We start from the raw sequence: 26,172 nt of genomic DNA, 5'->3' as shown, positions 1-26,172 counted from the left end.
GTCGAGCGCGTCGCGTCGACGCTGGCGATCATGGGGACCGGGATCGATCCGCTGGAACTGCGCCGATTCATCGTCGGCACCGAGAGGAGCGTGTCACCGAAAGCGGTGGCCGCCCTCTACGGGCGCGCCGAGATGCTCGCACGGATGCCTCGCCGCGGGCAGGAGTGGGTCGTCTCGCACGCCCGTACCGAGGGGCACATGGGCTTCGTGGTCGAGCCGTACTGCTTCTTCCTGTCGTACGAGATCACCGATTCGGATGCCGCGGCCCGACTCCTGCCCCCGCACTACCGACTCGTTCCCACCGCGATGTTCGCCGACGAGACGCCGCGTCTGTGCGCGATCGTCGGGGCGTTCACGGTGCACACCTCGGTCTTCTGGGGAACGCGCGTCGAGCTGTACGTCATCGCAGAGGACACCCGATCGGGCATGCTCACGTGGGTGATCTGCGACTACGAGTCGAACACGATCAACTACGGCCCCGGCGAGGGCTTCGCGCGGTCGACCACCGAGCGTGCCGTCGTCACGACCGTGCACACCGGCGACGTCGTCATCGATGTGCGCAGTGCCGAACGGCCCAACCATCTCGAGGTGACCGCGGCGTTGCCTGCCGCGAAGACGACTCCGCTCGAGCAGCGCCTGTGGATCGAGGGGAACCTCAGCGTCGACTACGGCGGGCGCTTGCGGCGCGAGAGCTCGGAACCCTTCGGACTCGTGTTCGACCCCGACGAGATGCGGCAGGCTCTGCGGCTTCCTCTGGATGCCGTCACGGTGACATCGGATACGTTCGGCGCATCCTTTCGCGCCGCCGAACCGTTCGAGGCGGCGTGCTTCCCCTATGCGCAGCACTTCCTCACCAGCAGTTTCTCCCGCCCGCAGGCCATCCGGAGCCGGGATGAGCTGGAGGACGCCGTGCGCGGGTACGACGTCGAGTGACGGGAGGCGCTCCCTCCGAGCGTTTCGTCTCGCTCCGCTCGCTCAACGACCAGCGGGCCCTTTGTCCGGAGGTCGTTGAGCGAGGAGCGCAGCGACGAAACGAAACGTCGCAGCAGAGCACCCTACGTCAGGATCGCCCACCCGTGCGGCGGCAAGACGACGCGTGCGTCGGCGAGCGCCCCGTCACCCAGCTCCAGCTGCCCAGCGCCGGCGGCGGCGACGACCGCCTCGTCGTCGCCGATGTTCAGCGCCACGATGGCAGCGTCGTCGTCGACGGCGGTGCGGATGACGAGCGTGAGATTGGTCGTCTCGACGACGTCGGTGTGGGCCGAGTGCAACCACGGCCTGCGGCGACGGAAGGCGACGAGGTCACGGGTGAGTCGCAGCGCATCGCGTGCGGCATCCGTCTCCTCGACCTCGTCCGGCATGGGCGGGAACGCCGGCCTCACGGCATCGTCACCGCCGATCCGCTCGGCCTTGACCGCTTCGAAGCCGTACTCGTCGCCGGCGTAGACCGCGGGGGTTCCGGCGACGGTGAACAGCACGGCGAGCGCGTGGGGCAGATGGCGCCGCCCCACGGCTGTGGCGATGCGGGTGACGTCGTGATTGCCGACGAAGGTCGCCGGAACGAAGGTATCGAGCAGGGCGACGTGGCGGCCGAGCGCATGCGCGAGCTCGAAGAAGTTCCCGTCGGCGATGCCGTGCCAGATCCCCTGCCACAGCTCGTACTGGGTGACGCTGTCGATGCCGGAGTCGCGCACGGTCGTGGCGTAGTCGCCGTGGATGACTTCGCCGAGGAACCACGCGTGAGGGTGTCGCTCGCGCACGCGCGGGAGCACCGCCGCCCAGAACGACGGCGGAACGGCGTACGCCGCATCCAGCCGCCACCCGTCGATACCGCGGTCGAGCCAGTAGTTCATGGCGTCGACCGCGAGATCGCGGACCGCCTCGGAGTCGTGATCGAGCTCGACGAGGCTGTCGTGGCCCTCGAAGACACCGTCTCCGCGCAGGGTCTCCACCTGGGGATGCTCCCGGCCGACGTGGTTGAAGACCCCGTCGAACAGCACCCGGACGCCGCGGTCGTGCGCCGCGGCGATCAGGCGACGCACGTCGTCCTCGTCGCCCAAGCGGGGATCCACACGGAAGTGGTCGACGATGTCGTAGCCGTGACTGGTCGAGGCGAACACCGGCCCGAGCAGGATGCCGTTCAACCCGAGTTCGATGACGTGATCGAGCCACGCCTCGATGTGCGGCAGGCGGTGCACGATGCGGCCTTCGTCGGCGCCTTCGCGGATCGGCGCCCCGGTGAAACCGAGCGGGTAGACGTGCCACCACATGACGTGCTCGACCCAGGCCCGTGCGGACGCACTCATGCGGTCGTTTCCTCGTCGAGCCTGCGGTACGGCATGCCCTTCATCCTCTCATCGACGCGCGCCGGGAGAGCTACCCCACCCGGAAGGCGCCTCCCGCCACTCGTTCATGCAGCCCCTGCAACGTGGTCAGCTGTGCACGCGCCCGAGCAGCCAGGTCGATGAACACAGCGGAAGGAAAGCCCAATTCCGGCGACAGGTCGGCGAGCGTCTCCCAGCATCCGAGCTTGGAAGCGACCGCACCGCGCATCAGCTCGATCTCGAGCACGGGAGTCATCGGAGAATCGGTCGACTGTCCGTTGCTCTTCAACCGTCCGATCCTCTCCCCGATCCAGGCAACGGCCTGGCGATGCCGTCGCCTCGGTAGCTCCAGCGAACTCACCAGCTCCTTCAGGAACGCCCGCTCGCGCCGCACTTCCGCGGCGATCCGGGCAAGTTCCTCGCCGATCGGGGTATCGGCGTACCCGTGCGCCATACGCGACGCCCGGTCGGCTCCGCCGGTCGCGCCGGTGAGGTGATCAGAGAGGTAGAGGGCGAAGATGTCGCGTTCGATGGATGCCGGCAGGCGGTGCCTTTGTCCCGGCACGGTGATCGGAGGGATCTCACCCGGCGCCTGCTGATCTCGGGGCCATCGAAGCCTTGGACGCATCGGCGCGCTGGCCGCACCGTCGCCGTCGGCGATCGCGGTGATCATCTCCCGCAGCGTACTGCGGGCGTCGCGCCGTGGACGCCAGTCCAGTTCTGCGCGGATCCGCTCGGTGTCCATTATCGGCGCCGACATCGCGATGTCCATCCAGCCGGGGTCTGCGGCGACGGCGTGCGCGCACCAGGCGAGATTCATCGCCGGCCGAAGTGCGCGTGCCGGCAGTGACACGCGACGCCGAGCACCCAACGCCTCGGCGAGGTCTCTCCCACGCAGCACCCCGTCCGTCGCGACGTTGAAGGGGCCGGTCGCGACCGAGCTGAGGATTCGGCGGTACGCGTCGGCGAGGTCTTCCGCATGCACGACCTGGAAACGCAGACCTGCCGGAAGCGGAATGACGGGCAGCGCGCCCGGCCGCAGCAGTCGAGCGGGGAACATCGGGCCCAGGAAGAGGCGCGTGACCTCTGCGCCCGCAGACGCGTCGAAGACGAGCGCCGGTCGCACGCGGGCGATCGCCAACCCCTGGCTCTCTGCGTCGTCCAGCACACGCTCCTGCGCGGCCTTATCCGCCGAGTAGTGAGCGGACGGCACTCCGCGGGTCGACCATGTCTCGTCGCGAGGATCCTCGTCGTGGACGCCGGAGTACGCCCCCACGGACGAAGCACAGACGAGATGACGGACCCCGGCGCTCAGGCACGCATCGACGACGCGGCGCGTGCCCACCACGTTGGCGCGTCGCAAGAGCCGCCGGTTGCGATTGGGCTGGATCATCCACGCCAGATGAACAACAGCGTCCATGCCTTGGAAGACGGCCGCGAGCTTCTCCACGACCTTCGTCTCGTCTTCAGCGGACGGGACTGGCATCGCGAGGTCCACCACCTGCCACCGCGCCGTGTTGTAGGGCGCTGCCGTCGTATCGGGCCGTCGGCGAGCGATGCCGACCACCTCTTCGACTTTCGGGTCCGAAGCGAGCGCGCCCAGCAGCGCCGTACCGACATTTCCACTCGCACCCGTGACGCACAGTCGCATTTCAGCCCTCTCACCGAAGTTCAGACGACGATGGCGGTCGGATGCTCCCGTGTCGACCGGGTTGCGAATCACGACGGGTGCAGATAGGAACGGTCGCCGCGGGTGCGCGGCGGATCTCCCACCGCGGAGGTCGCATTCGCCGAGTTGGGCTGGTCCGGTGAGGTGACGCGCCGAGCATGAGTGGGCAACCTCGCCCGCGGTGCGAGGCCCGCCACCGCGCGGGGTTGACGCGTGTGGCGCTCACCCGCGTCGAAGAACACGTCAAGACCCTTGGTCCGGCGTCACCGCCCTCGTATCGTGGCCGTCATGTCGATCGAATTGAACGGCCCCGCCCTCCGGCTCGCCCGTTCCCTCGTGCGCGACGGCAAGGTGGTGCACGACGAACGGGACGACTGGTCGGGCGCCGCTCCGTCTGCCGAGCAGGAGAACGCCTTCATCGACGAGAACGGCTGGACCGAATATTCGCACTGGCACCTGGGCATCGATAAGAGCGAGAACCGCGAGACGAAGCGTGCCTACAGCTTCCCGTTCGGCGACTTCGACAAGGTGCGCAGGTCCGGCGTGATCTCGGCCGAGAGCCGCGCGGGTCAGTACGACCACACGGAGATCCGCGACGCCCTCAAGTCGCTCCTCGGCCTCATCGACGAAGACGACAGCTGACGATCACGGCCCGAGGAGTCACGCGGTTACGTCACGCCCGGTGCCCCGTGAATCGACCTCACCCTTGACGGGATTCAATCCGATCGCGAGCCTCCGGTGGCGGCGAGAGAGACCAGTTGCAGCACCGCGAGCTCCGTGGCGCGCCGCACGACATCGGCGGGGTCGCCGTCGTGTTGCGTGAGCATCGCGCCAGCATCCTGCTCGGTGGCCCAGCCGATGTACACCGTGCCCGCGGGATGGCCATCCTGGGGTTTCGGCCCGCCGACGCCTGTGGTCGACACCGCCACGTCGGCGACAAACATCACTCGCGCGGCCCGTGCGAGTTGTGTGGCGGCTTCACCCGAGCAGGGGTCGGTGTCCGGCAGCAGCCCGAGCAACCGCTGCTTCACCTCCGTTGCGTACGCGACGATCCCACCTTGGAACCAATCTTGGGCCCCCGATCCGCGCCCGATCTCACTCGCGACGCGACCCGCCGTGAGGGACTCGGCGACCCCGACCCGGATGCCCGCGTGCCGGCAGAGTGCCGCAAGGCGCTCTGAAGGATCATCGACTGCGCTCATGGCGACACCCTAGCGCCGCACGCTGTCGCGGCCGCGCTACGGGGCTCGAGCACCAGCCCGGGCATGTCGCCGGGCGAGACCCTCGAGCGGCCAGAAGGCAAGCGTCGTTGAGCTCCATCGTGGCACGCGGCACCGACGTCGCGGTTCCCGCACTCCTGAGGAACGACGTCCGATAGCTGCGCACCATGCGCACGTTCGATGGTGTCTATGACCCCTGGATACCGGGGCGGGGTATCATCCTCGAGGGAGCGAGGTGATCACCATGGCCGGACGCAGCGGAGGCGCGTGCCTTGCGCTTCGGCGGCTGTGGCGTGTCATCCTTGCGGCGGCGATCGCGTTTGGCGTCTTCGCGATGCATTCCGGCGTGTCCGGGCCTGCGACCGACCATGCTCCGATCGCGGCAACAGCGGCCAGCCATCACACCGCCCAGCCGACGGCTGTCGAAGAACCCGCATGCGCGGGGTGCGTCGCCCCGGACGGGCATGAGGTCGCCGCCGCGATGTGCGTGTTCATTCTGCTCTCCGTCGGCCTGTGGCTTGCACCTCCCCAGCTTTTCGGGTTGCGCGTTTCCTCGCTCTGTCGGCGGTGGATCGGCGTGCTGCTCAGGCACACGCGCGCGCCCGCGCCGTTGTCTCTTCATCAGTTGTCGATCAGCCGGATTTGATCGTTTCTCGCACCGGACTTGTCCGGGCGTCCGCCGCGCTCGCTGAGCGCGGTGCAGAGAAACGACACGAAGGACTGAGAGAGAGATGAAGAGAAGAAGTGTGCGCTGGATGGGCGCATTGGCGGTCGCATCGACACTGGCCGTGACGGGCTGCGCGGCCGGCGCCACGGTGACCGCGCCGACGCCGAATCAGTCGGGAGAGACGTTCGCATCTGCCGACGTCATGTTCGCGATGATGATGATTCCGCACCACGAGCAGGCCGTTGCGATGAGTGACGTTCTCCTGAGCAAGGAAGACATCGACGTGCGGGTCCGCGAGCTCGCCGAGGGAGTCAAGGCTGCTCAGCAACCGGAGATCGAGTTGATGGAGTCCTGGCTCGACGAGTGGGGAATGGATGAGTTCGGCGACATGGGCCGGATGACTCCGGGGCCCGGGATGATGATGTCCGAGATGGACATGTCCGTCCTGGAGGACGCCTCGGGGACCGACGCGGAGCGTGTCTTCCTCGAGGGGATGATCGTGCATCACGAGGGCGCGATCCAGATGTCTGAGGCTCTGCTCGAAGCGGGATCGAACCCCGACGCTCGCGACCTGGCGGAGGAGATCATCGTCGACCAGACCGACGAGATCGCCCTCATGCGCGACCTGCTCACTGACTACTGAGCCCGAATCCTCTGTGGGGGAACCGCTGTGCGAAGCGGCCCCTGCCGCTGTCTGAACGAAAGGGTGCTCATGCGCCGTATTCATCGTGTCCTGGCTGTGTCCCTTGCCGGGCTCGCCGTTGTTCTTTCCGCCTGCTCGCCCGGGGAGCCACCGACCACAGGAGAGGAGCACTCGGCGACGGTGTCACACGTGCATGGCGCGGTCGTCGACCCATCGGGAGAGGGATTCCTGCTGGGAACCCATGAAGGCGTCTTCCGTGTCACGGCGGACGGTGACGTATCCGGCCGTGAGGGCAGCGTGGTCTTCGACGCGATGGGTTTCGCCCGCGTGGGAACCTCGCTGTTCGCTTCGGGCCATCCCGGACGCAACACCCCGGCCGAATGGGGCGACCCCCACCTGGGGATCATCCGAAGCGACGACGCTGCCGGCAGTTGGCAGTCGATTGCTTTCGCCGGGACACGTGACTTCCATGCTCTGACCGGAACCCCGGACGGAACCATGTTCGGTGCCACGACCGACACCGCAGCGTTGCTGATGAGCGCAGACCTCGGTGTCACGTGGACCGAGACGGGCGCTCAGCTTCACGCGTTCGCTCTGACGGCCGACTCCTCCGGGCGCCTGGCGGCTCTCACTCCCGACGGAGTGATGGTCAGTGACGATGATGGCGCGACCTTCTCGCCCTGGGACGGCGCCCCGCTCCTCGTCGTCGTCGGGTCCTCCCCGGACGGCGACCACCTCGCGGGCATCGATTCTTCCGAGCGGATCTGGGTCTCCTCCGCCACAGATACGACGTGGGAGCAGGTCGGAACCGCACACGGCACTCCACATGCGATCACGGTCACCGACACTGGCGCTCTCCTCATCGTCGACGACAGCGGCGTGACGCTCCTTCCCTCACCGTCATCCTGACACGCATCCGAATACCCCAGGGGGCATGGGGTTGCAAGGCCCCTGCAAGCAACCCGGGACGGCTTCTAACCTGCCGACCGCGGGACCACCCGCACTGCCCTCATCGAAACGAAAGGCTCAGAAATGTCCACTGATAACTCACAGAACACTGATGGGCACGAGCCCGACGCACGCTCGAAGATGACCGCGAAGACCTATCTGAAGTTCGCCGCGATGATCCTCACCGGAATGGTCGTGATGTATTGGGTCATGTTCGCCGGGTCCTGGGAGTGGTCCCACATCCGATTCAGCGAAAGCCGAGTGTTCATGGCCCTCACCATGGGCGGCACCATGGGTCTGGTCATGCTCGCCTGGATGCTGAACATGTACAAGAACTGGAAGGCTAACATCGCCGTCATCGGCGTAAGCCTGCTGCTCATCGGTGGCGGCATCGCCCTCGACCGCTCCCAGATCACTGTCGACGACACCGACTTCATGCAGGGGATGATCCCGCATCACTCCCTTGCGATCACACGATCCGAACGCGCGCAACTGCAGGACGTTCGCGTGTGCGAACTCGCCGTGGAGATCAGTGAAGCTCAGCGCCGGGAGATCTTCGAGATGGACTGGCTCATCCAGGACATCGCCGATAACGGACCCGCCACAACCCCTGCTGAAGCAGCGGAGCGGCCCGTCCCGGACTACTCTGAGGCGGCCGCGCGAGATTGCGCGGCCGATTAGCGGAATACCCCCTGGGGGTACTTTGTTGGCAGGCGTAGACGGAAGGAAGGTCCCATGGAATCCACCGACGCTCACCACGGAACGGGCACGGCTCAGTCCACCGATCACGGCCATGCGGAACCGCATCAGGAACACCACGGCCACTCAGGGCACGGTGGCCACGCGGGGCACGGTGGCCACTCCGGTCACCAGGGGCATGGTGATCACGTCGGGCGGTTCCGGCGTCTGTTCTGGATCAATCTGATCCTCGCTGTCCCGGTGGTGGCGTTCTCGAGCATGTTCGCGATGCTCGTCGGGTACGAGATCCCCGATGTCCCCGGGGTGATGTGGATCGCGCCGGTCCTCGGGACGGTCATGTACGTGTGGGGCGGGTGGCCGTTCCTGACTGGCGCGCTCGACGAGATCCGGGCGAAGTCGCCGGGGATGATGCTGCTCATCGGGCTGGCGATCACCGTCGCGTTCCTCGCGTCGTGGGGCGCGAGCATCGGGCTGCTCGATCACCAGCTGGAGTTCTGGTGGGAGCTGGCCCTTCTGATCGTGATCATGCTCCTCGGGCACTGGCTGGAGATGCGGTCTCTCGCGCAGACGACTTCGGCTCTCGACTCGCTCGCGGCTCTCCTGCCGGACGAGGCCGAACGCGCCGAAGGCGACGAGACCGTCACCGTCTCCCCCGCCGATCTGGAGGTCGGCGACATCGTCATCGTCCGCCCCGGCGGCAGCGTCCCCGCCGACGGCACCATCACGGAGGGTCACGCGCACCTGGACGAGTCGATGATCACGGGGGAATCCAAGCCGGTTCGTCGCGAGATCGGCGACACCGTCACGGCGGGGACCGTCGCGACCGACTCCGGCATCCGCGTCGAGGTCACCGCGATCGGGGACGACACCGCTCTCGCGGGGATCCAGCGCCTGGTCACCGACGCACAGAACTCCACCTCCCGCGCCCAGCGCATCGCCGACCGAGCCGCGGCCTGGCTGTTCTGGTTCGCGCTGGGATCCGCCGTCATCACCGCGATCGTCTGGTCCCTAGTCGGCAATCCGGATGCCGCCGTGATCCGCACCATCACCGTTCTCGTCATCGCCTGCCCGCACGCACTCGGCCTCGCGATCCCCCTCGTGGTCTCCATCGCCACCGAACGCGCCGCCCGAGGCGGCGTGCTCATCAAGGACCGCCTCGCCCTGGAGAGCATGCGCACGATCGATGCGGTCCTCTTCGACAAGACCGGCACCCTCACGAAGGGCGAACCGACCGTCACCGACATCGCGACGGCCGGCGACCACTCCCCCGACGACCTCCTCGCCCTTGCCGCCGCGGCCGAGTCCGACAGCGAGCACCCGCTCGCCCGGGCCATCGTCCGGGCCGCCGCCGACCGATCGCTCACCGTCCCGAGAGCGACGGGCTTCACCTCCGAGCCCTCCCTCGGCGTCACCGCCACGGTGAAGGGCGACGAGGTCCGCGTCGGCGGGCCCCGCCTCGTCGAGTCCCTGGCCGAGAAGGAGATGCCCGACCTCGACGGATGGCGCGACGACGGCGCGATCATCCTCCACCTCGCGATCGACGGGCACATCGCCGGCGCGTTCAAGCTCGCCGACGAGATCCGCCCCGAGTCCCGCGACGCCGTCGACGCCCTCCACGCCCTCGGCATCCACGTCGCCATGATCACCGGAGATGCCGAACCCGTCGCCCGCGCCGTCGCTCGAGAGCTCGGCATCGACCAGGTGTTCGCCGGAGTCCGACCCGACGACAAGTCGGAAAAGGTCGCGGAGCTGCAGCGCGAGGGCCGCAAGGTCGCGATGGTCGGCGACGGCGTCAACGACGCCCCCGCCCTCGCGAAGGCGGACGTCGGCATCGCCATCGGAGCCGGCACCGATGTCGCCATCGCCTCCGCCGGCGTCATCCTCGCCAGCTCCGACCCCCGCTCGGTTCTGTCCGTCCTCGAACTGTCCCGCCGCACCTACCGCAAGATGACACAGAACCTCTGGTGGGCCGCCGGCTACAACCTCATCTCCGTCCCGCTCGCCGCGGGCGTCCTCGCCCCCATCGGGTTCGTGCTGCCGATGTCGGTCGGCGCCATCCTCATGTCCCTGTCGACCATCATCGTCGCCGCCAACGCGCAACTCCTGCGACGCCTGAAGCTCACCCCCGAGAACAGTGCACGGCACATCCTCCGGCACGCACAGGACTGACCCGGGCGACCGACAGGCCGGGTCAGCGGCCGCTTCTCAGATCGGAGCGGGCGGTTCCCGCGCAGGCGGTGGGTGCGCGGGAACGTCAGCGCAACCGCCCCCGCGACCACAGCGAGGATGAGGAGCACGACGGCGGCACCGGTGAGGCTCGCCCGCCGAGCCATCCTGCGGTGGTCGTGGCGACCGCAGTGACGACGACCGCGTCCGAGCCAACTCGGGCAAGAAGAAACCCCCGATAGACAGGTGCTTCTCTGGCGGTGACGGTATGGGATTTGGCCCCATAGCCGATCACACTGCGTTGCTGTGCAGGACCCGTTCTTCGTTGATCGTCCGCGGGATCCGACCTTTCACCGATGTGCCCGATTGATCGCGGTTCACACGATTTTGCTCACGGATTGCTCACCGAACGGCTCGGTTCACTCGCTCAGAAGAGCGTCGCGGGTTGGTCGTCGACGGCCTCGGGGCGGACCAGGAGGTCGAGGAAGTCCTGGTTGATGACCAGTCGCTCGCGGCCGAGCTTGACATCGATGAGCACGCCGGCAGTGGCCAACTCGTTGAGCCATTTCGTCGCGGTGGGGCGCGAGACGGCGCATCGGTCGATGACGGTGCTGATTCGACAGTAGGGCTGTTCGAACAGCAGGTCGAGGAGATCGGAGTTCGAGCCGGCGAGCTGGGAATCGTCGTACGCGAACCGGAACAGCTCGTCGGTGGTCGTGACGATGTTCTCGATCTCCGAACTCGCCTGCGCCTCGAGGATCGGGATCGTGTCGATCAGCACGGCGGGGTTCGGCATCCGCTGCGCCGCTCGGTCCAGCGCCGCGACTGCGGCGCGGGCCTCAATGACGACCTTCAACACGGGCGTGGTCTCGATGATGGTGTCCGGCGGCAACAGCGGAAGCGCGTCGTACGGCTTCTCGGCGTGCCGACTCATATGCAACGCTTACGCAACCATCCGCAAGACGTGTAAACATGCAGGCGAAATCTTTGCATGTCCTGAGGATGTGTGCGCGATCTTGCAACGTCCGCACGGTCTACCTTGCTCACGAGCCCCCGGAAGCGTAGATGGCCTGAGCTTCCGCGTGATTCCGCGGATCTCAAGCCTCGGGGCCTGTACCCACTTCTTTGCTCACGACGCCGAAAACCACCGATTCGCGCCACGAGAAAGTGAGCCGATCGGGGGTTTTCGTTTGGCGGTGACGGTGGGATTTGAACCCTTACCCAATCGCCTTTCGAGACTGTGCCGACCTTTCCTCACGCGGATTCATGCGGACCTCGACCTTTCGACTATGTAGCCGAGACGCTCGACCGCGCGACAATTTTTCTCACGCCTTACCCGGCCGACAAGCAGCGCCCGATCACCGAGCCGTGGATAACAACGTCACCGAACGCCGATCACCTCCGCACCTTCTCAGCGGAACGGCTCGTCCGGCACCTCGAAGCTGTGCGTCCTCTTGATCGGCGCTGACGCCTCGGACGTATAGAAGGCGAGCGCCTCCCGCGCGAGCGATGGAGCCGTGGATGTCGTGGCGACCGCACCGGCGAACACGGTGGTGATCGCACAGTCGGCAGGCAACGTTCCCAGGATCTCCACCCCGGGCTGCCCCACGAGCTCACTGAGCTGCTGGAAGCCGAGGTCCACCCGGCCGTCGGCGAGCAGCGCGGCGACCGGGAGGCCGGGTCGCGCCCGAACAAGGCGTTCATCGACCTCGCCGGCGAGCCCCCACCTCGCGAGGAGGTCAAGAAGAGCGTCACCGCTGGGACCGGTCGAATATCCGATGCGGTCGGCCGCCGCCACAGCGTCCCGCACGGCTGCGGCGTCGGAGAAGGACGGCCGTCCGGGATCGACCGACCGCCGAGACGAACCTGAGGCCACCGCGACCGCAACGTGGGAACGGACGACGGGACGGAGGGTCGCCGCGTCGACACGCCCCTCATCGGCGAGGAGCACCAATGCGCTCTGCGCGAGGAAGACCAGATCCCACGACTCGCCGGCGCGCACTCTCTTGGCGGCATCGACTCCGCCCACGGACTCAATCTCCACCGCGGGGAGTCCGGCCGCGGATGCGGCTGACGAAATCTCCGCGAGCACGTGGCGCGTCGCCATCGACGAGATCGCCCTCACGCGGCATCCTCGGCGAACACCTCGCGGGACTGCACCGCGTTGTAGCGCGGCCCCGAGACGGTGGTCGCGCTGATGAGGTCACCGGCGCGACGGAGGAGCTCCGGGTCCACCGCGAGATCAGCGGCCGCGAGGTTCTCGCGGACGTGTTCTGCGCGGGTCGTCCCGGGGATGGCGACCACGTGGTCACCGCGGGAGAGCACCCACGCCAGCGCCAGCTGGGCCGGCGAACAACCCGCGGCGACGGCGAGGTCGCGCCATGCCGGCAGCAGGGCCGCGTTCGCGGGCCAATGCTCGGGGGTGAATCGCGGATGCGCGCGCCGGATGTCCTTCGGCGCGAAGGTCTCCGGATCGGTCACGGCGTCGGCGAGGAAGCCGCGCGCGACGGGCGAGAAGGCGACGAACGCGACGCCCGACGCCCGGGTCGCGTCGAGCATGCCCCATTCGGCGTTGCGTGTCCACAGTGAGTACTCGTTCTGCACGGCCGCGATCGGAGCAACATCCAGCGCGTCCTCCAGCAGGGCGACGGAGATCTCGGACAGCCCGATCGCCCCGATCTTCCCCGCCGTGACGGCATCCGCGAGTGCGCCGACACTGTCACCGATCGGGACATGCGGATCCCATCGATGGAGGTAGTAGAGGTCGATGTGGTCGACCCCGAGCCGCCGCAGCGACGCGTCGATCTGCGCACGGAGGGTCTCCGGGCGGCCGTCGATCGTCTTCACGCCATCGACCGGTGCCATGCCGCCCTTGCTGGCGAGCACGACCTCGTGCCGACGTCCGTCGATCGCCCGCCCCACGAGTTCTTCGTTGCGCCCGGCACCGTACAGCGTCGCCGTGTCGAGGAACCGCGCACCCGCGTCCAGCGCCTCGCGCAGCATCCGAAGTCCGTCTCCCTCCGACGGCGGCACCCCGTATGCATGGCTCAACTCCATGCATCCGAGCCCGATCCGCGGCAGTCTCACGCGAGCTGCTCCTCCAGCTGCCCCAGGACGCGGTAGCAGTCGATCACCTGACGCAGCGACGAGTTCGGCTCGCGTCCTTCACGGATCGCCGCGATGAACTCGCGATCCTGCAGCTCGATACCGTTCATGCTGACAGCGACGTGGGAGACGTCGATGGGCTGTTCCCGGCCGTCGACGAGGTCGTCGTAGCGAGCGATGTAGGTGCCGGTGTCGCCGATATAGCGGAAGAAGGTGCCGAAGGGTCCGTCGTTGTTGAACGACAGCGACAGCGTGCAGATCGCTCCGGACTCTGCCTTCAGCTGGATGGACATGTCCATCGCGATGCCCAGCTCGGGATGGATGGGCCCCTGGATGGCGTTGGCCTGGACGATACGACCCGCCTGGTAGGCGAAGAGGTCGACCGTGTGGGCGGCGTGGTGCCACAGCAGGTGATCGGTCCACGAACGAGGCTCGCCCTTGGCGTTGGTGTTGGTACGGCGGAAGAAGTAGGTCTGCACATCCATCTGCTGGATGCCGAACTCGCCCGCGGCGATCCTGTGGTGCAACCACTGGTGCGAGGGGTTGAAGCGGCGCGTATGCCCCACCATCGACACGAGGTCGGATGCCTCCGCCGCCGCCAGCGTCGCCTCGGCGTCGGCGAGCGAGTCGGCCAGCGGGATCTCTACCTGGACGTGCTTGCCGGCGGCGAGTGCCGCCCGGGTCTGGGCGGCGTGAAGGCCGGTGGGGGTGGCGAGGATGACGGCATCGACGTCGTCGCACTCGAGGACGGCGTCGTACCCGACGACCGCGTTCGGCACACCGTACTTCTCGGCGACGGCCTGGGTGGGCTCGGGGCGGGTGCCGCTCACGACCGTGACCTCGGCGTCCTGGATTCGTGCGAGGCCGTCGAGGTGCTTCATGCCGAACGCGCCGGCGGCGCCGACAACAGCGACTCTGGTCTTGTCGTTCATGCAGGAACCTCCGCCTGTCGAGCCTGCTCGGCCGTGATCTCCGCGTCGTCATCAGCCTCGGACACGCGGTCATCCGCGGCATCGGCAGCCGCTGTGTCACCCACCCTCGCAGGGTTGGAGATGACGAGATGCCCGACGGCGGTGTTGGATGCCGGCACGTGGTAGAACCGGTGGTTCACATCCGGGGCGCCGCCGCCGAACTGGTCGTCCATCGCACCGCGCGCAATGAGCCAGTCAACCAGCTCGATGCCCTCGGAGCCCGCCTCGTCGACGTACTCCATGTGCGGCCACTCGGTGAGGCCCAGCGGATCGGCGATGAGGTGGTCGAGGAACGCGTTGTCCCATTCCCTGTTGATCAGCCCGGCGCGCGGACCCTGAAGCTGGTGACTCATGCCACCGGTGCCCCAGATCTGCACGTTCAACTCCGGGCCGTCCCACTTGTCGAGGGCCCGGCGGATGGCCTTGCCGAGCTCATAGCAGCGGCGCCCGGATGGCACCGGGTACTGCACCACGTTGACGGGGAGTGGGATAACGCGGCACGGCCATTCGTCGACGTCGCCGAACACGAGCGACAGCGGCACGGTGAGGCCGTGGTCGACCACCATCTCGTTGACGAGGGTGAGGTCGAAGTCGTCCTGGATGACCGACTGCGCGATGTGCGCGGCGAGCTCGGGGTAGCCCTTGACGTCGGGCACCGGGCGCGGGCCGTAGCCCTCGTCGGCGACGGGATAGTGCGAGCCGGTGCCGAGGACGAAGGTCGGGATGATGTTGGAGTCGAACGCGGTGGCGTGGTCGTTGTAGACCAGGATCACCACGTCGGGGGTGTTCTGCTTCGCCCAGGCGCGGGTCCACTCGTAACCGTCGAACACTCTCTTCCAGTACGGCTCCTCGGTCTTGCCCAGATCCATGGCGGCACCGATAGCCGGGACGTGCGACGTGAACAGCGCCGAGGTGAACCGTGCCGGGGCATCCTCCCGCATCGTCGTCGCCTTGTCGGTCGACGGCGGAGTCCACCCATCGAGGTCCTTCAGCCGATTGCCCTCGGGCCGTCGACCGCCGCCCACCATCATGTCGCGGTAGGCGGCCTCGCTCATCCCGGTCATCGAGCCGGCCATCTGCTGGAAGCTGAGGCCGTGGGTCGCACCGATCTTCGACAGGAAGTAGATGTTGCCGCCCTCGCGGATCATCGTGTTCAGATCCATGTCGAGCACGGCCTGCTTCTGCATCTCGGTCATCGGCCACTCGTCCACATAGGAACGCTGGTCGGCGAGGAAGCGGGCGCGGTTCTCGGGCTTCATCAGTGACATCGAGAACTGGTTGAGGTGGTAGCCCTTGCGGGCCTGCTCGGCATCGAAGATGGTGGTGCCGGGTACGTTCTTGTACGGCTTGTCGAGGGCCATGTCAGTCTCCTCCGGTTGAGAGTTCCTGCCAGTACAGCCGCCGCGGGTTGTCGACGAGCAGCCTGCGCTGCAGGACGGCGGTCGCGGCGATCTGCGGGATGTAGTCGACCAGCAGCCCATCGTCGGGCATATGGTCCTTGAGGTTGGGGTGCGGCCAGTCGGTGCCCCACAGCACGCGGTCGGGGAATTCCTCGACCACGCGTCGGGCGAACGGCACAACGTCGGCGTAAGCGTGCTGTTCGCCATCGAGGGCCTTCGCCCCGGTGACGCTGAGGCGCTCCGGGCACGAGACCTTGGTCCACACGTTCGGGTTCTCGCGCATGAAGCGGAGGAACAGACCGAACTCGGGACCGTCCGGGTCCTTCGTGACGTCGGGCCGGCCCATGTGGTCGACGACGACGTCGGTCGGGATGGCGGCGAAGAAGTCATAGAGATCGGGCAGGTCCGCGGCCTCGAAATAGATCACGACGTGCCACCCGAGCGGGGCGATCTTCGCGACGATCTCGTCGAGCGAGTCGGTGGGCACCCGGTCGACGAGCCGCTTGACGAAGTTGAACCGCACCCCGCGCACGCCCGCGGCGTGCAAGCCAGCGAGCTCCTCGTCGGTGACATCGCGGCGGACGGTGGCGACGCCGCGGGCGCGGCCCTCGCTGCGGTTCAGCGCGTCGACCAGCGCCCGGTTGTCGGCGCCGTGGCAGGTGGCCTGCACGATGACATTGCGGTCGAAGCCGAGGTGGTCGCGCAGCGCGAACAGTTGCTCGGCCGACGCGTCGCACGGCGTGTACTTGCGTTCGGGGGCGTAGGGGAATTCGGCCCCCGGACCGAAGACATGGCAGTGTGCATCGACCGAACCGGCAGGTACCCGGAAGGTCGGGGTGGCGGGGCCGTTGCACCAGTCGAGCCAGCCGGGTGTCTTCTCGAAGTCGCCGGTGGTTACACCGTGTGCGGTGGTCTGCGGCATCCGTCAGTCCTCCACGTACTCGAGGCCGGCCGCGGCGAGCGGCTCGCGCATGCCGTAGAGGTCGAGACCGAGAACACCGTCGCGGAACTTCTGCCGCTTCGACTCCTCGTTGTCTTCTCGCTTCTGGCTCGCCTCGGCGACCGCGCCGACGAGGTCACGCGGCACCACGACGACACCGTCGACATCGGCGACGACCACATCACCGGGGTTCACGAGGGCGTTGGCGACCACGACAGGGATGTTGACCGAACCGAGAGTGGCCTTCACCGTGCCCTTGGAGTTGATCGCGCGGGAGAACACCGGGAAGTCCATCTTCTCGAGGTCGGCGACATCGCGAACCCCACCGTCGATGACGAGCCCCCTGCATCCGCGTGCGGTCAGCGACGACGCAAGCAGTTCGCCGAAGAAGCCGTCTTCGCTCTCGGTCGTGCACCCGGCGACGATCACATCGCCCTCTTGCACCTGCTCGGCGGCGACGTGGAACATCCAGTTGTCGCCCGGCTGCAGGAGCACCGTCACCGCCGGCCCGCACAGCTTCGCGCCCGTGTAGGCGGGGCGGATGTAGGGGCGAAGAAGCCCCACGCGACCCATCGCCTCATGGATGGTCGCGACACCGAACGGCGACAGCTTCGCGACGTCGGCGGGATCGGGGCGCTGGATGCTCGTGTGAACGAGGCCGAGTTGGTTCAGGCGCATGGTGATTACCGTCCCTGCGCCGTAAGGGCGCGATCGAGCCGGGGATAGATCCGGCGGGCGTTGCCCTCGAACACCTGGGCGCGCTCGGCGTCTGAGAGGTTGGGGGTCGCGTCGACGTACCGCTTGGTGTCGTCGAAGTAGTGGCCCGTGTGCGGGTCGATGTCGCGCACGGCGCCGATCATCTCGCTCGCGAACAGGATGTTGTCGGTCGGGATCACGTTCGTCAGCAGATCGATGCCCGGCTGGTGATAGACGCACGTGTCGAAGAACACGTTGCCGAGCAGGTGCTCTTCGAGCTCGGGCTTGCCGAGCGCCATCGCGAGGCCCCGGAACCGGCCCCAGTGGTACGGCACGGCTCCGCCGCCGTGCGGGATGACGAACTTCAGATCAGGGAAGTCGCGGAACAGGTCGCCCTTGAGCAGCTGCATGAACGCGGTCGTGTCGGCGCCCAGGTAGTGGTCACCGGTGGTGTGGAACTGCGGCTTGCACGACGTCGACACGTGGATCATCGCCGGCAGTTCGCACTCGACGAGCTTTTCGTAGACCGGGTACCAGCTCTTGTCGGTCAAGGCAGGTGCCGTCCAGAGGCCGCCCGACGGGTCGGGGTTCAGGTTCACGGCGACGACGCCGAGGTCGTTCACCGCGCGATCGAGTTCGCCGAGCACGGTCTTCGGGTCGACGCCGGGCGACTGCGGCAGCATCGCACCGTTCAAAAACCGTTCGGGGAACAGCTCGCTCACACGTGCGCAGAGGTCGTTGCAGATCCGCGCCCAGGTCGCACTCACCTCGTAATCGCCGATGTGGTGCGCCATGAACGACGCGCGCGGGCTGAACAGGGTCACATCACTGCCCCGATCGTTCATCAGCCGGAGCTGATTGGCCTCGATCGTCTCGCGGATGTCCTCGTCGCTGATCGCCAGCTCCGCCGGGTCCGGTGCCGGACCGGTTCCCTCGGCGAACGCGACCTGCAGATCACGCCACGCGCCCAGCTGCGCGGGGGCAGTGGTGTAGTGCCCGTGGATGTCGATGATCAACGCGTGTCGTCCTTGTCACTCGGGTGTCGTCGACCCCGAGGCTAGGCCCGATCTGCTGTACTAGTCCAATAGATGTGAATGAGCAAAGCCATAGAGATTGTCGATATCCATGCTGGCCGATCTGAACCAACTGCGAACATTCGTCGTCCTCTACGAGATGCGGAGTGTGACCGCCGCGGCCGAGCGCCTGCATGTCACCCAACCGACGGTCAGTTACACGCTCCGGAGACTGCGCGAACGCTTCGGTGATGCGCTCTTCCGCCGCGAGGGAAACGACATGGTGCCCACCGCGCGAGCCACCCAGCTCTTCGGCCCGCTCCACGAGGCGCTTGCGCGGATCGACGCGACGGTCGGCGACCCGGACGGGTTCGAGCCCGCCGGATTCAGCGGGGAGCTCACCCTCGGACTCACATCCATCGGGGAGCAGACATTTCTTCCCCCGGTGATGACCGCCCTCGCGGACACGTCATCGCGTCCCCACCTCCAGGTCGCCCGACTGGACGCGGATCAGGTCGAGGGTGGTCTCATCCGAGGCACCGTCGATCTGGCGATGACCGTATCGATGATCGGGAGCCCACGGCTGTGGCGCACGCACGTGCGCGCCGTGGAGTACGTCGCGCTGTCGGCGGGTCGGCACCCCCTTCCGCCGACGGGGCCGACCATGTTCGCCGAGCGACGGTTCGTGCGCGTGACCGCTCGAGGCGGCCATATCTTCCCGCTGCAGACCTTGACCGAACACGGCTTGATGGGTCAGGTCGCCCTCACCGTCGAGGAGTACGCCACGGTTCCGGCCGTGCTCGCGGAGACGGACCTCGTCGTTCTGATCCCTCGGCACGTCGCGGAGGTGTTCTGCGGCTGGTTCCCCGGGCTTCGCATCGCCGAGCTCCCCTGGCCCGCACAGAGCACACCGGTGTCGCTGTACACGCGTCGCGAGGCGAGCCTGTCGGCCGTGCAGCGGTGGTTCCGCTCCCTCGTGCTCGACGCGGTCTCCGCCGGCGAGTATCGCACCGGACGGCGCCGCTAGATGTACTGACCTCGACCGTTGTTGATTCGGTCGATGGGGGACTTGCCTCCGATGCCGAGGTGTCGCCTCTCCAGGTTGTAGTGGTCGATCCAGGCCGTCAAGGCGGCGGCTCGGTCCTCGTTGGAGGTCCAGGGTTGGGCGTATGCCCATTCGGCGGCGAGGGTGCGGTTCAGTCGTTCGACTTTCCCGTTTGTCCAAGGGCAGTGCGGGCGGATGAACTTCTGTGTGATCCCGTGTGCGTTGATGACCGCGCGGAACGCGGTCGAGTGCCGGTAGGCGAATGCGTTGTCGCTGATCACTCGTTCGACTCTGACCCCGAGGTTGGCGTAGAAGCCGATGGCGCGGTCGAGCACGCCGGCGGCGGTGGCGCCTTTCTCGTCGCTGTGGATCTCGGCGTAAGCGACTCTGGAGTGGTCGTCGATGACGGTGTGGACGTAGTCGTAGCCCAGGCCCCGCTTGTGCTTCGGACGTTCGCTGCGACCGTGCAAACGCCAGCCGCCGCCGTCCGGGATGCGGCCGAGCTTCTTCACGTCAACGTGGATGAGGGCGCCGGGATGGTCGTGCTCGTAACGCTGCGCAGACCGCCGCGTCGCTCGGATCACCGTCCCGGTGACCGGGTCCAGCTCTCGCAGCAGCGGGGCCCGGTGGCGGCGCAGCACCCGCCCCACCGTCGAGGCCTGTAATCCGAGCTTGTCGGCAATGAACACGGGGCCGCGGCGGGTGAGGTGACGCATGATTCGCACCCGCGCCTCAACGCACGCCGCCGTCCGGTGAGGGTGGGAATGGGCGACGCTGGACCGGTCGACGAGCCCGGCAGGACCGTGCTCTCTGAACCTGCGCCACCACCGCCACGCGGTCGTGCGGGAGATTCCCATCTCAGCGGCGACGTGCGCGACCGCACGCCCGGACTGGATGCGCTGAACGAGGATCAACCTGCCGGCCGGAGCAAGCCGGGCATTACCGTGGGACATGAGAGGCCTCCGTGGGAAAGAGCCGGGGAACTAGACAGCTCCAACTCGACCCCGGAGGCCTCTCCTACGTCAATAACGATCCGGGTCAGTACATCTAGACGCCGGGGCGGTTCCAGCTCGCCTTCGCCGGCGCGAACGGGCTGCGGATCGGAATCGTCCACGACGAGTGCGGGTGGATGCGAAGCAACGCCGTCTCGAAGAACGTCCGCGCCTCCCCCGCGAGCGTCGGCAGGACCGCGTCCTTGTCGAGGTCATCCTCCGGACGCGGGCGCAACGCCTTCCACACGAGCTGCACCTCGGGCGCCCCGGTCGGAATGCCGCCGAGGTCGAGCACCGCGCGATCCCACGGGAGCGTCAGACGCGGATCGCGCTTGTACATCCAGGCACGCGGTGCACCGTCCTCGACGTTCACCTGGAGCACCCACGCCTCCATCGCGTCGTCGTGGACGAGAACCGGCTGCAGGTCCTCCTCGGCAGAAGCCTCAGCCCACGGCCGGACCTCACCGTCCACCGTCGCCCACACACTGAACCTCGCGGTCAACGCCGTGACCACTGACGGCAGGTCCGCCGCCGTCGTGCTGATGTCGATGTTCTCGCGCGCCCGGATCGGCACCCCGAGCCAACGATCCAGGGCGACGCCACCGGAGAGCCACCACCGCGCCCCGGTGCCCCCGAACATCCGCGGGAGCTGTTCTGGGACGAGGGGGGCCCACGGAGAGACGGGGACGGCCGACATGCTCTGAGGCTACCTCCACCCTTCTGGTCCACGCGAGGACAGCTGGATCCCGTTCAGTGGGGATCCATGGCATGCTTCGGCCGTGGCGAACTCCCCTTCCGGCGACTCGATGACAGACCGCTTGATCCGTGTGCTCGAGACCTTCACGCCGACCCGGACGGTCCAGACCGCGGCCGGGATCGGTCGCCGCGCCGGTCTGCCGTCATCGACTGCTCACCGGATCATCGCCGAGCTCGTCGACGCCGGGCTCCTCGACCGTGACGACGATCGTCGGATCCGTGTGGGCATACGTCTGTGGGAACTTGCGACCCGCTCGTCCTTCGCACTGCAGCTGCGTCAATCGGCCCGCCCAGCGATGGAGCGCGTGCAGGCGCGGGTGCGGCAGCATACCCAGCTCGCCGTCCTGGAACAGGACGAGGCGCTCTTCCTCGAACGCCTCAGTGGAGAGGATGCCGGCGCCAACATCACCCGCATCGCCGGGCGACTTCCCCTGCACGCCTCGTCGTCCGGGCTCGTGCTCCTCGCCTTCGCCGACCCCGAGCTGCGGGAGCGCATCCTCCTCGCCCCCCTCCGCGCGCTCACCCGCTCGACTCCGACAGACCCGACAGCCGTCCGTGACAAACTCGCCGAAGTACGGCGCATCGGGCACGCCGTCGCTCCCGGCTACATCGAGGAGGTCTCCACGGGGGTCGCCGTTCCGGTGCGCGACGAGGCCGGAAGCACCGTCGCCGCCATCTCGGTCGTTCTCCCGCGAGACCGTCGTGTGGAGTTCGCCCTCGAAGAGCTCCACCTCGCCGCGCGCAACATCGAACGGGCGATGGGCTACCGGCACTGAGAATGAAATCCCGTTGATCGGGATACGGCGGGGCGCCACGGGCCCCGCCGCGGAGTATGAGTGTCGCACCCTGTCGAAGGAGACACTCATGACAACCCGCATCCGCACGCGCGTCGCCATCGTCGGCGCAGGCCCCGCCGGCCTCGTCCTCTCGCATCTGCTCGCCGAGTCGGGCATCGAGTCGATCGTCGTCGACCAACGCACCCGCGAGGAGATCGAGACCACGATCCGCGCCGGCATCCTCGAGCAGGGCACCGTGGAACTCCTCGCCCAGATCGATGGTTCGCGCGTCCACAGCGTCGGGTCCCGGCATGAGGGCATCGAGCTGCGCTTCGACGGCACCGGACACCGCATCGACTTCACTGCCCTGGCGGACCGCGCGGTCTGGCTCTACCCGCAACACGAGGCCTTGAAGGATCTCATCGCCGCTCGTCTTCGCGGCGGCCAGGATCTTCGCTTCGGGGTCTCCGTGGCCGGGGTCGACGGCGTCGACACCGACCACCCGCGGGTGCTCGCCACCGATTCAGACGGCTTGAGGATCGAGATCGAAGCGGACTTCGTCGTTGGTGCCGACGGTTCCCGCTCGTGCGTCCGCGGCGCGATCACCGGCCCCCATGGCGGCTCCTTCCGCGAGTACCCGTTCGCCTGGTTCGGCATCCTCTGCGAAGCTCCGCCCAGCGCCGATGAGCTCATCTACTCCAACTCCCCCGATGGATTCGCCCTCATCAGCCAGCGCTCACCCCAGGTACAACGCATGTACTTCCAGTGCGACCCCGACGACGACCCGAACGCGATGAGTGACAGTGAGATCTGGGACACCCTGCAGAGCCGCGTCCCCGGCCACGACCTCATCGAGGGCCCCATCTTCCAACGAGACGTCCTCCGGTTCCGCTCCTTCGTCGCTCACGAACTGCGCCGCGGCCGCGCCGCCATCGTCGGCGACGCCGCACATACCGTGCCACCGACCGGCGCGAAGGGCATGAACCTCGCCGTAGCCGACGTGATCCTCCTGGCCCGAGCCCTCGATGCGCTCCTCAACGCCGCCGACGAGACACTGATCGACGGGTGGGCCGATGCCGCGCGCCGACGCATCTGGAAAGCCCAGCACTTCTCCTGGTGGATGACCCAGATGCTCCACCGCAGTCCCGCCGACACCGACTTCGATCGCCTCCGACAGCTCGGCGAACTGCGCACCGTCGCCGACTCGACCGCGGGGAGCACCTACCTCGCCGAGGCCTACACCGGGTGGCCGCTGACGGACGGAACCCCCGAGGGATAACACACCGCCTCAACGACGGGTCCGCTCACGCCGTCGGCCCCACCGGATTCCGCTTCGGCCTTGCCGAGGCCTGCACTCCATGGCTGCACGTCGGGCGTTGCTGTCGGAAAACGAAACCACGCGTGAGCGGGGTCTTCGCCGTGCATCGGATGCCACCGGAAAGCTACTGATGCGCGGAAATCTGGAAGGAGTCCGAGCCGTCCGCGGAACTGACTGCAGCATAATCTCGATCGGCGACGGCGCCTCAGGGGCCGTGTCACCCGGCACCGTCGGGTTCGCTACGACCCGGAACGCTGCCGGCGGCCGAGGTACGTCGACAATCCGACAGCAGCGAGCAGAGCCACACCGTTGAACACGTTCGAAGCCCAGCCGCTCGCACCCGACAACGTCAGACCGCTGACAGAGATCGACACGAAGATCGCACCGATGAGGGTGCCGATCACATTGAAGAAGCCGGGACGGATCGCCGTGGCACCGAGGAAGACCGCGGCGAGTGCCGGGAACAGAAGCGAATTACCATCGGACGCCGTCCCCGACCCGGTGCGCGCGAGCTGAAGAACACCCGCGACGCCCGCGATGGACCCGGCGACGACGAAGCTCCACCACACATTCTTCCTGACCGGGAGGCCGACCAGCTTCGCAGCTGTGGCGTTCGATCCGATCGCATAGAGCGATCGGCCGTAAGGCGTGTGCGTGAAGAAGTACCACGCGACCGCTCCGACGCCCAGGGTGATGATGAACACCAACGGGACGCCGCCCAGCCGCGATGAGCCGAATCGTATCAGCGCCGGATCGATGCCGCTGATGATCGTCTGACCGTTCGTGTACCAGATCATCAGACCGGCGATCAGCATGGCCATGCCGAGCGTCGTGACGAACGGACTCATACCCATCCTCGTGACGAAGAACCCGTTCACCGCTCCCACGAGCGTTCCCAGGAGAATCGGGATGATCACCGCCGCCCACAACGGCAGCCCGACGTTCGCCATGAGACCCGCGCAGAGCACCTGCGCCATTGCCGCCGTAGCGCCGAGCGAGAAGTCGAAGTAGCCGCAAACCAGGGGGAACAGCGCCGCGACCGCGACGAGCGCTACGACGGCCTGGCTGCCGAGGATTACGTTGAGGTTGTTGCTCGTCGGGAACGCTCCCGACGACGCCGGGAAGAGCGCGAAGAACACCCACACCAGCACGGTTAGCAGCGGTAGCGCGTACGCCTCAAGCAGTTTCAGCGGCACGGGTCGCCGCTTGACGGGAATGGACACCGTCCCTGTAGTGACTGGGGGCATTGTCTGGGTCATGGCTGCGCCTCCGTGGTCGCGTCGTTCGTTGGCTTCTCGCGCAGGACGAGGCTCGTCAGGCCGTCCACGTCGAGTTCGCCGGAGAGCACCTCATCAGTGATCCTCCCTCGGCTCAGTACGAGGGTCCGGTCGCAGAGCGCGCGGATCTCGCTGAGGTCGCTGGAGGCGACCAGAACCGCGCAGCCGTCGGCGGCGGCGCGCCGGATGACGTCGTAGATATCGGCGCGGCTCATGACATCGACGCCCTGCGTCGGCTCGTCGAGCAGCAGCAAGCGCGGGTTGCGCCGCATCCATCGGGCGATGACCACCTTCTGCTGGTTTCCGCCCGACATCGAGGAGAAGAGCGCGTCGGGCCCGGCGACCTTGACGCCGAACGAAGCGATCAGTTCGGTCGCGGTGCTCGCCTCGCGGCCGCGAGGCATGAGTCCACGCGTCCAATTCTCGTTGAGCGTGGCGACGGCGATGTTCTCCGAGACGGACTGGTCGGCGAACGCCGCCTCTGAGCCTCGGTCCTCAGGCACGAGCGCGATCCTGGCATCCATCGCGTCGCCGATGCTTCGCGGTCGAAAGGGTGCGCCGCCGAGTTCCATTGAACCCGCATCCATCTCGTGCTCTCCGAAGATCATCTTCAACACGCTTGATCGCCCCGAGCCGACCAGACCGGCCAGACCCAGGATCTCGCCGCGGTGCACCGTGAAATCGACCCCGCGAATCGGTCCGCCGCGCAGGCCCGAGGTAGAGAAGACCGGTTCGCGATCCGCGTTCGCGGCCTCGCCCGTGGGCCGCAGAGCCTTGACTGCGCGACCGGCCATGATCTGGATCAACTCGTCCTCAGTCGGCGAACCGTCGACGATAGAGCCTGCGACGCGCCCATCGCGGTAGACCGTGAAGTCGTCGGCGACCGCGAGCACCTCGCGCAGTCTGTGACTGACGATGATGACGGTCTGTCCCAGCTCGGCGCGGCGGCGGACCCGCTGCAGCAGCAGCTCCGACTCATGCGCGGCGAGCCGTGCTGTCGGCTCGTCGAGGATCAGCACCTGTCGACTGTCTTCGGCCTGATCCTGCAGCGCTCGGGCGATCGCGACCATGGTCCGATCCGACGGACGCAGGTCGCCGACGCGCGTCCGGGGGTCCGCGGCGAGTTCGTACTCCCGCAACAGCGTTGCGACGTGGCTTCGCAGGCCGCGCCAGTCGATGCCGGGGCCGCGCCTCGGGTACCCGTTATCCAACGCGAAGTTCTCTTCGATCGAGAGATCTTCGAACAGACCGAGATCCTGATGAACAAAACGCAGTCCCGCCGCCTGCGCGGTCGTCGGCGTATAGCCGTGCAGCAGGTCCAGCGACCGGCCGAACAACTCAAGCTCACCGGAATCCGCAGAATAGACGCCGGCGAGGATCTTGATGGTGGTGCTCTTTCCCGAGCCGTTGCCGCCCAGCAGGGCGTGCACGGTGCCGGGTCGAACCCGCAAGGACACGTCGTTGAGAGCACGCGTGCCCGAGAAGTCCTTACTCAGATGCTCGATCTGCAGCGCGACGGATGCGCCCTGGGGCGACGGGCTCACGTC

Annotated in this window: 25 protein-coding genes; 10 read left to right on the top strand and 15 right to left on the bottom strand. The window is 67.4% G+C overall.

The genetic code is table 11. The features are described 5' to 3' along the window. Positions 1 to 30: 30 nt before the first annotated feature. Complete coding sequence (locus IM777_RS02100; RefSeq protein ID WP_194384458.1) at positions 31 to 933, top strand: hypothetical protein; 903 nt, start codon at positions 31 to 33, stop codon at positions 931 to 933. Between the two features lie 122 nt (positions 934 to 1,055). Here the strand turns inward: IM777_RS02100 and IM777_RS02095 are convergent, their stop codons facing one another. Further along, complete coding sequence (locus IM777_RS02095; protein ID WP_194384457.1) at positions 1,056 to 2,306, bottom strand: alpha-amylase family protein; 1,251 nt, start codon at positions 2,304 to 2,306, stop codon at positions 1,056 to 1,058. Between the two features lie 70 nt (positions 2,307 to 2,376). After that, positions 2,377 to 3,975, bottom strand: a complete 1,599-nt coding sequence (locus tag IM777_RS02090; protein ID WP_194384456.1) for an NAD-dependent epimerase/dehydratase family protein — start codon at positions 3,973 to 3,975, stop codon at positions 2,377 to 2,379. A gap of 306 nt (positions 3,976 to 4,281) precedes the next feature. On the opposite strand from IM777_RS02090, the gene IM777_RS02085 reads away from it, so the two are divergent. Continuing rightward, positions 4,282 to 4,635: a hypothetical protein gene (locus IM777_RS02085; RefSeq protein WP_194384455.1), complete on the top strand. Its 354-nt coding sequence runs from the start codon at positions 4,282 to 4,284 to the stop codon at positions 4,633 to 4,635. Positions 4,636 to 4,709: 74 nt separating this feature from the next. On the opposite strand, the gene IM777_RS02080 is transcribed toward IM777_RS02085, so the two are convergent. After that, positions 4,710 to 5,195, bottom strand: coding sequence for a CinA family protein (locus tag IM777_RS02080; protein WP_194384454.1), 486 nt, complete (start codon positions 5,193 to 5,195; stop codon positions 4,710 to 4,712). Positions 5,196 to 5,457: 262 nt separating this feature from the next. Here IM777_RS02080 and IM777_RS02075 point away from each other — a divergent pair, with 262 nt between their 5' ends. From IM777_RS02075 to IM777_RS02055, 5 genes are all read left to right on the top strand, one after another. Continuing rightward, positions 5,458 to 5,859 carry a DUF6153 family protein gene (locus IM777_RS02075; RefSeq protein ID WP_228481192.1) on the top strand — a complete coding sequence of 134 codons (402 nt, stop codon included), beginning with the start codon at positions 5,458 to 5,460 and terminating at the stop codon, positions 5,857 to 5,859. 85 nt (positions 5,860 to 5,944) lie between these two features. Next, positions 5,945 to 6,523 (top strand): DUF305 domain-containing protein, encoded by a 579-nt coding sequence (locus IM777_RS02070; protein ID WP_194384452.1) that lies wholly within the window; start codon positions 5,945 to 5,947, stop codon positions 6,521 to 6,523. A 180-nt stretch (positions 6,524 to 6,703) separates the two neighbouring features. Continuing rightward, entirely contained in the window at positions 6,704 to 7,432 is a 729-nt protein-coding gene (locus IM777_RS02065; protein WP_228480908.1) for a WD40/YVTN/BNR-like repeat-containing protein, read from the top strand. A gap of 123 nt (positions 7,433 to 7,555) precedes the next feature. Next, complete coding sequence (locus IM777_RS02060; protein ID WP_228480907.1) at positions 7,556 to 8,152, top strand: DUF305 domain-containing protein; 597 nt, start codon at positions 7,556 to 7,558, stop codon at positions 8,150 to 8,152. 54 nt (positions 8,153 to 8,206) lie between these two features. Beyond that, positions 8,207 to 10,339 carry a heavy metal translocating P-type ATPase gene (locus tag IM777_RS02055; RefSeq protein ID WP_194384451.1) on the top strand — a complete coding sequence of 711 codons (2,133 nt, stop codon included), beginning with the start codon at positions 8,207 to 8,209 and terminating at the stop codon, positions 10,337 to 10,339. A gap of 424 nt (positions 10,340 to 10,763) precedes the next feature. On the opposite strand, the gene IM777_RS02050 is transcribed toward IM777_RS02055, so the two are convergent. From IM777_RS02050 to IM777_RS02015, 8 genes are all read right to left on the bottom strand, one after another. Beyond that, complete coding sequence (locus IM777_RS02050; RefSeq protein ID WP_194384450.1) at positions 10,764 to 11,270, bottom strand: Fic/DOC family N-terminal domain-containing protein; 507 nt, start codon at positions 11,268 to 11,270, stop codon at positions 10,764 to 10,766. A gap of 477 nt (positions 11,271 to 11,747) precedes the next feature. Beyond that, positions 11,748 to 12,461, bottom strand: a complete 714-nt coding sequence (locus IM777_RS02045; protein ID WP_194384449.1) for a substrate-binding domain-containing protein — start codon at positions 12,459 to 12,461, stop codon at positions 11,748 to 11,750. Continuing rightward, entirely contained in the window at positions 12,458 to 13,423 is a 966-nt protein-coding gene (locus tag IM777_RS02040) for an aldo/keto reductase (protein WP_194384448.1), read from the bottom strand. Before IM777_RS02040 ends, IM777_RS02045 begins: the two co-directional genes overlap by 4 nt. Continuing rightward, the gene (locus tag IM777_RS02035) at positions 13,420 to 14,373 is read right to left on the bottom strand and encodes a Gfo/Idh/MocA family oxidoreductase (protein WP_194384447.1); all 954 of its coding nucleotides are present in this window, start codon (positions 14,371 to 14,373) and stop codon (positions 13,420 to 13,422) included. The genes IM777_RS02040 and IM777_RS02035 overlap by 4 nt, the downstream gene beginning before the upstream one ends. Continuing rightward, complete coding sequence (locus IM777_RS02030) at positions 14,370 to 15,773, bottom strand: protocatechuate 4,5-dioxygenase subunit alpha/beta (RefSeq protein WP_228480906.1); 1,404 nt, start codon at positions 15,771 to 15,773, stop codon at positions 14,370 to 14,372. The genes IM777_RS02035 and IM777_RS02030 overlap by 4 nt, the downstream gene beginning before the upstream one ends. Position 15,774: 1 nt before the next feature. Beyond that, positions 15,775 to 16,734 (bottom strand): amidohydrolase family protein, encoded by a 960-nt coding sequence (locus tag IM777_RS02025; RefSeq protein ID WP_194384446.1) that lies wholly within the window; start codon positions 16,732 to 16,734, stop codon positions 15,775 to 15,777. 3 nt (positions 16,735 to 16,737) lie between these two features. Continuing rightward, positions 16,738 to 17,430 carry a 4-carboxy-4-hydroxy-2-oxoadipate aldolase/oxaloacetate decarboxylase gene (gene ligK / locus IM777_RS02020; RefSeq protein ID WP_194384445.1) on the bottom strand — a complete coding sequence of 231 codons (693 nt, stop codon included), beginning with the start codon at positions 17,428 to 17,430 and terminating at the stop codon, positions 16,738 to 16,740. Positions 17,431 to 17,435: 5 nt separating this feature from the next. Then, positions 17,436 to 18,464, bottom strand: coding sequence for an amidohydrolase family protein (locus IM777_RS02015; protein WP_194384444.1), 1,029 nt, complete (start codon positions 18,462 to 18,464; stop codon positions 17,436 to 17,438). A 109-nt stretch (positions 18,465 to 18,573) separates the two neighbouring features. On the opposite strand from IM777_RS02015, the gene IM777_RS02010 reads away from it, so the two are divergent. Further along, the gene (locus IM777_RS02010) at positions 18,574 to 19,488 is read left to right on the top strand and encodes a LysR family transcriptional regulator (RefSeq protein WP_194384443.1); all 915 of its coding nucleotides are present in this window, start codon (positions 18,574 to 18,576) and stop codon (positions 19,486 to 19,488) included. Here the strand turns inward: IM777_RS02010 and IM777_RS02005 are convergent. Together IM777_RS02005 and IM777_RS02000 are read right to left on the bottom strand one after the other, a co-directional pair. Next, positions 19,485 to 20,459, bottom strand: a complete 975-nt coding sequence (locus IM777_RS02005; protein WP_194384442.1) for an IS481 family transposase — start codon at positions 20,457 to 20,459, stop codon at positions 19,485 to 19,487. The genes IM777_RS02010 and IM777_RS02005 overlap by 4 nt on opposite strands. Positions 20,460 to 20,553: 94 nt before the next feature. Then, positions 20,554 to 21,195 (bottom strand): nucleotidyltransferase domain-containing protein, encoded by a 642-nt coding sequence (locus IM777_RS02000; protein WP_194384441.1) that lies wholly within the window; start codon positions 21,193 to 21,195, stop codon positions 20,554 to 20,556. Between the two features lie 82 nt (positions 21,196 to 21,277). Between IM777_RS02000 and IM777_RS01995 the strand changes: the two genes are divergently transcribed. Further along, a complete protein-coding gene (locus tag IM777_RS01995; RefSeq protein WP_194384440.1) occupies positions 21,278 to 22,030 on the top strand; it encodes an IclR family transcriptional regulator in 753 nt (250 codons plus the stop codon). An 88-nt stretch (positions 22,031 to 22,118) separates the two neighbouring features. Further along, positions 22,119 to 23,309 carry a 4-hydroxybenzoate 3-monooxygenase gene (locus tag IM777_RS01990; RefSeq protein WP_194384439.1) on the top strand — a complete coding sequence of 397 codons (1,191 nt, stop codon included), beginning with the start codon at positions 22,119 to 22,121 and terminating at the stop codon, positions 23,307 to 23,309. A 278-nt stretch (positions 23,310 to 23,587) separates the two neighbouring features. Here the strand turns inward: IM777_RS01990 and IM777_RS01985 are convergent, their stop codons facing one another. Next, the gene (locus IM777_RS01985) at positions 23,588 to 24,544 is read right to left on the bottom strand and encodes an ABC transporter permease (protein WP_194384438.1); all 957 of its coding nucleotides are present in this window, start codon (positions 24,542 to 24,544) and stop codon (positions 23,588 to 23,590) included. 59 nt (positions 24,545 to 24,603) lie between these two features. Next, entirely contained in the window at positions 24,604 to 26,169 is a 1,566-nt protein-coding gene (locus IM777_RS01980; protein WP_194384437.1) for a sugar ABC transporter ATP-binding protein, read from the bottom strand. Between the last annotated feature and the right edge of the window lie 3 nt (positions 26,170 to 26,172).

The organism is Microbacterium luteum, from assembly GCF_015277875.1.
Classification (GTDB): Bacteria; Actinomycetota; Actinomycetes; order Actinomycetales; family Microbacteriaceae; genus Microbacterium; species Microbacterium luteum.
The sequence above is the reverse complement of the archived record's forward strand: the minus strand, read 5'-3'. Positions and strand labels throughout refer to the sequence as shown.

What these genes read in the sequence shown, in the direction of transcription:
- IM777_RS02070 (WP_194384452.1), top strand. Translation starts at nt 5,945, where the DNA reads ATGAAGAGAAGAAGTGTGCGCTGGATGGGCGCATTGGCGGTCGCATCG.
- IM777_RS02080 (WP_194384454.1), bottom strand. Translation starts at nt 5,195, where the DNA reads ATGAGCGCAGTCGATGATCCTTCAGAGCGCCTTGCGGCACTCTGCCGG.
- IM777_RS02025 (WP_194384446.1), bottom strand. Translation starts at nt 16,734, where the DNA reads ATGCCGCAGACCACCGCACACGGTGTAACCACCGGCGACTTCGAGAAG.
- IM777_RS02035 (WP_194384447.1), bottom strand. Translation starts at nt 14,373, where the DNA reads ATGAACGACAAGACCAGAGTCGCTGTTGTCGGCGCCGCCGGCGCGTTC.
- IM777_RS02095 (WP_194384457.1), bottom strand. Translation starts at nt 2,306, where the DNA reads ATGAGTGCGTCCGCACGGGCCTGGGTCGAGCACGTCATGTGGTGGCAC.
- ligK (WP_194384445.1), bottom strand. Translation starts at nt 17,430, where the DNA reads ATGCGCCTGAACCAACTCGGCCTCGTTCACACGAGCATCCAGCGCCCC.
- IM777_RS02085 (WP_194384455.1), top strand. Translation starts at nt 4,282, where the DNA reads ATGTCGATCGAATTGAACGGCCCCGCCCTCCGGCTCGCCCGTTCCCTC.
- IM777_RS02030 (WP_228480906.1), bottom strand. Translation starts at nt 15,773, where the DNA reads ATGGCCCTCGACAAGCCGTACAAGAACGTACCCGGCACCACCATCTTC.
- IM777_RS02075 (WP_228481192.1), top strand. Translation starts at nt 5,458, where the DNA reads ATGGCCGGACGCAGCGGAGGCGCGTGCCTTGCGCTTCGGCGGCTGTGG.
- IM777_RS01990 (WP_194384439.1), top strand. Translation starts at nt 22,119, where the DNA reads ATGACAACCCGCATCCGCACGCGCGTCGCCATCGTCGGCGCAGGCCCC.
- IM777_RS02050 (WP_194384450.1), bottom strand. Translation starts at nt 11,270, where the DNA reads ATGAGTCGGCACGCCGAGAAGCCGTACGACGCGCTTCCGCTGTTGCCG.
- IM777_RS02090 (WP_194384456.1), bottom strand. Translation starts at nt 3,975, where the DNA reads ATGCGACTGTGCGTCACGGGTGCGAGTGGAAATGTCGGTACGGCGCTG.
- IM777_RS02055 (WP_194384451.1), top strand. Translation starts at nt 8,207, where the DNA reads ATGGAATCCACCGACGCTCACCACGGAACGGGCACGGCTCAGTCCACC.
- IM777_RS02060 (WP_228480907.1), top strand. Translation starts at nt 7,556, where the DNA reads ATGTCCACTGATAACTCACAGAACACTGATGGGCACGAGCCCGACGCA.
- IM777_RS02005 (WP_194384442.1), bottom strand. Translation starts at nt 20,459, where the DNA reads ATGTCCCACGGTAATGCCCGGCTTGCTCCGGCCGGCAGGTTGATCCTC.
- IM777_RS02100 (WP_194384458.1), top strand. Translation starts at nt 31, where the DNA reads ATGGGGACCGGGATCGATCCGCTGGAACTGCGCCGATTCATCGTCGGC.
- IM777_RS02010 (WP_194384443.1), top strand. Translation starts at nt 18,574, where the DNA reads ATGCTGGCCGATCTGAACCAACTGCGAACATTCGTCGTCCTCTACGAG.
- IM777_RS02000 (WP_194384441.1), bottom strand. Translation starts at nt 21,195, where the DNA reads ATGTCGGCCGTCCCCGTCTCTCCGTGGGCCCCCCTCGTCCCAGAACAG.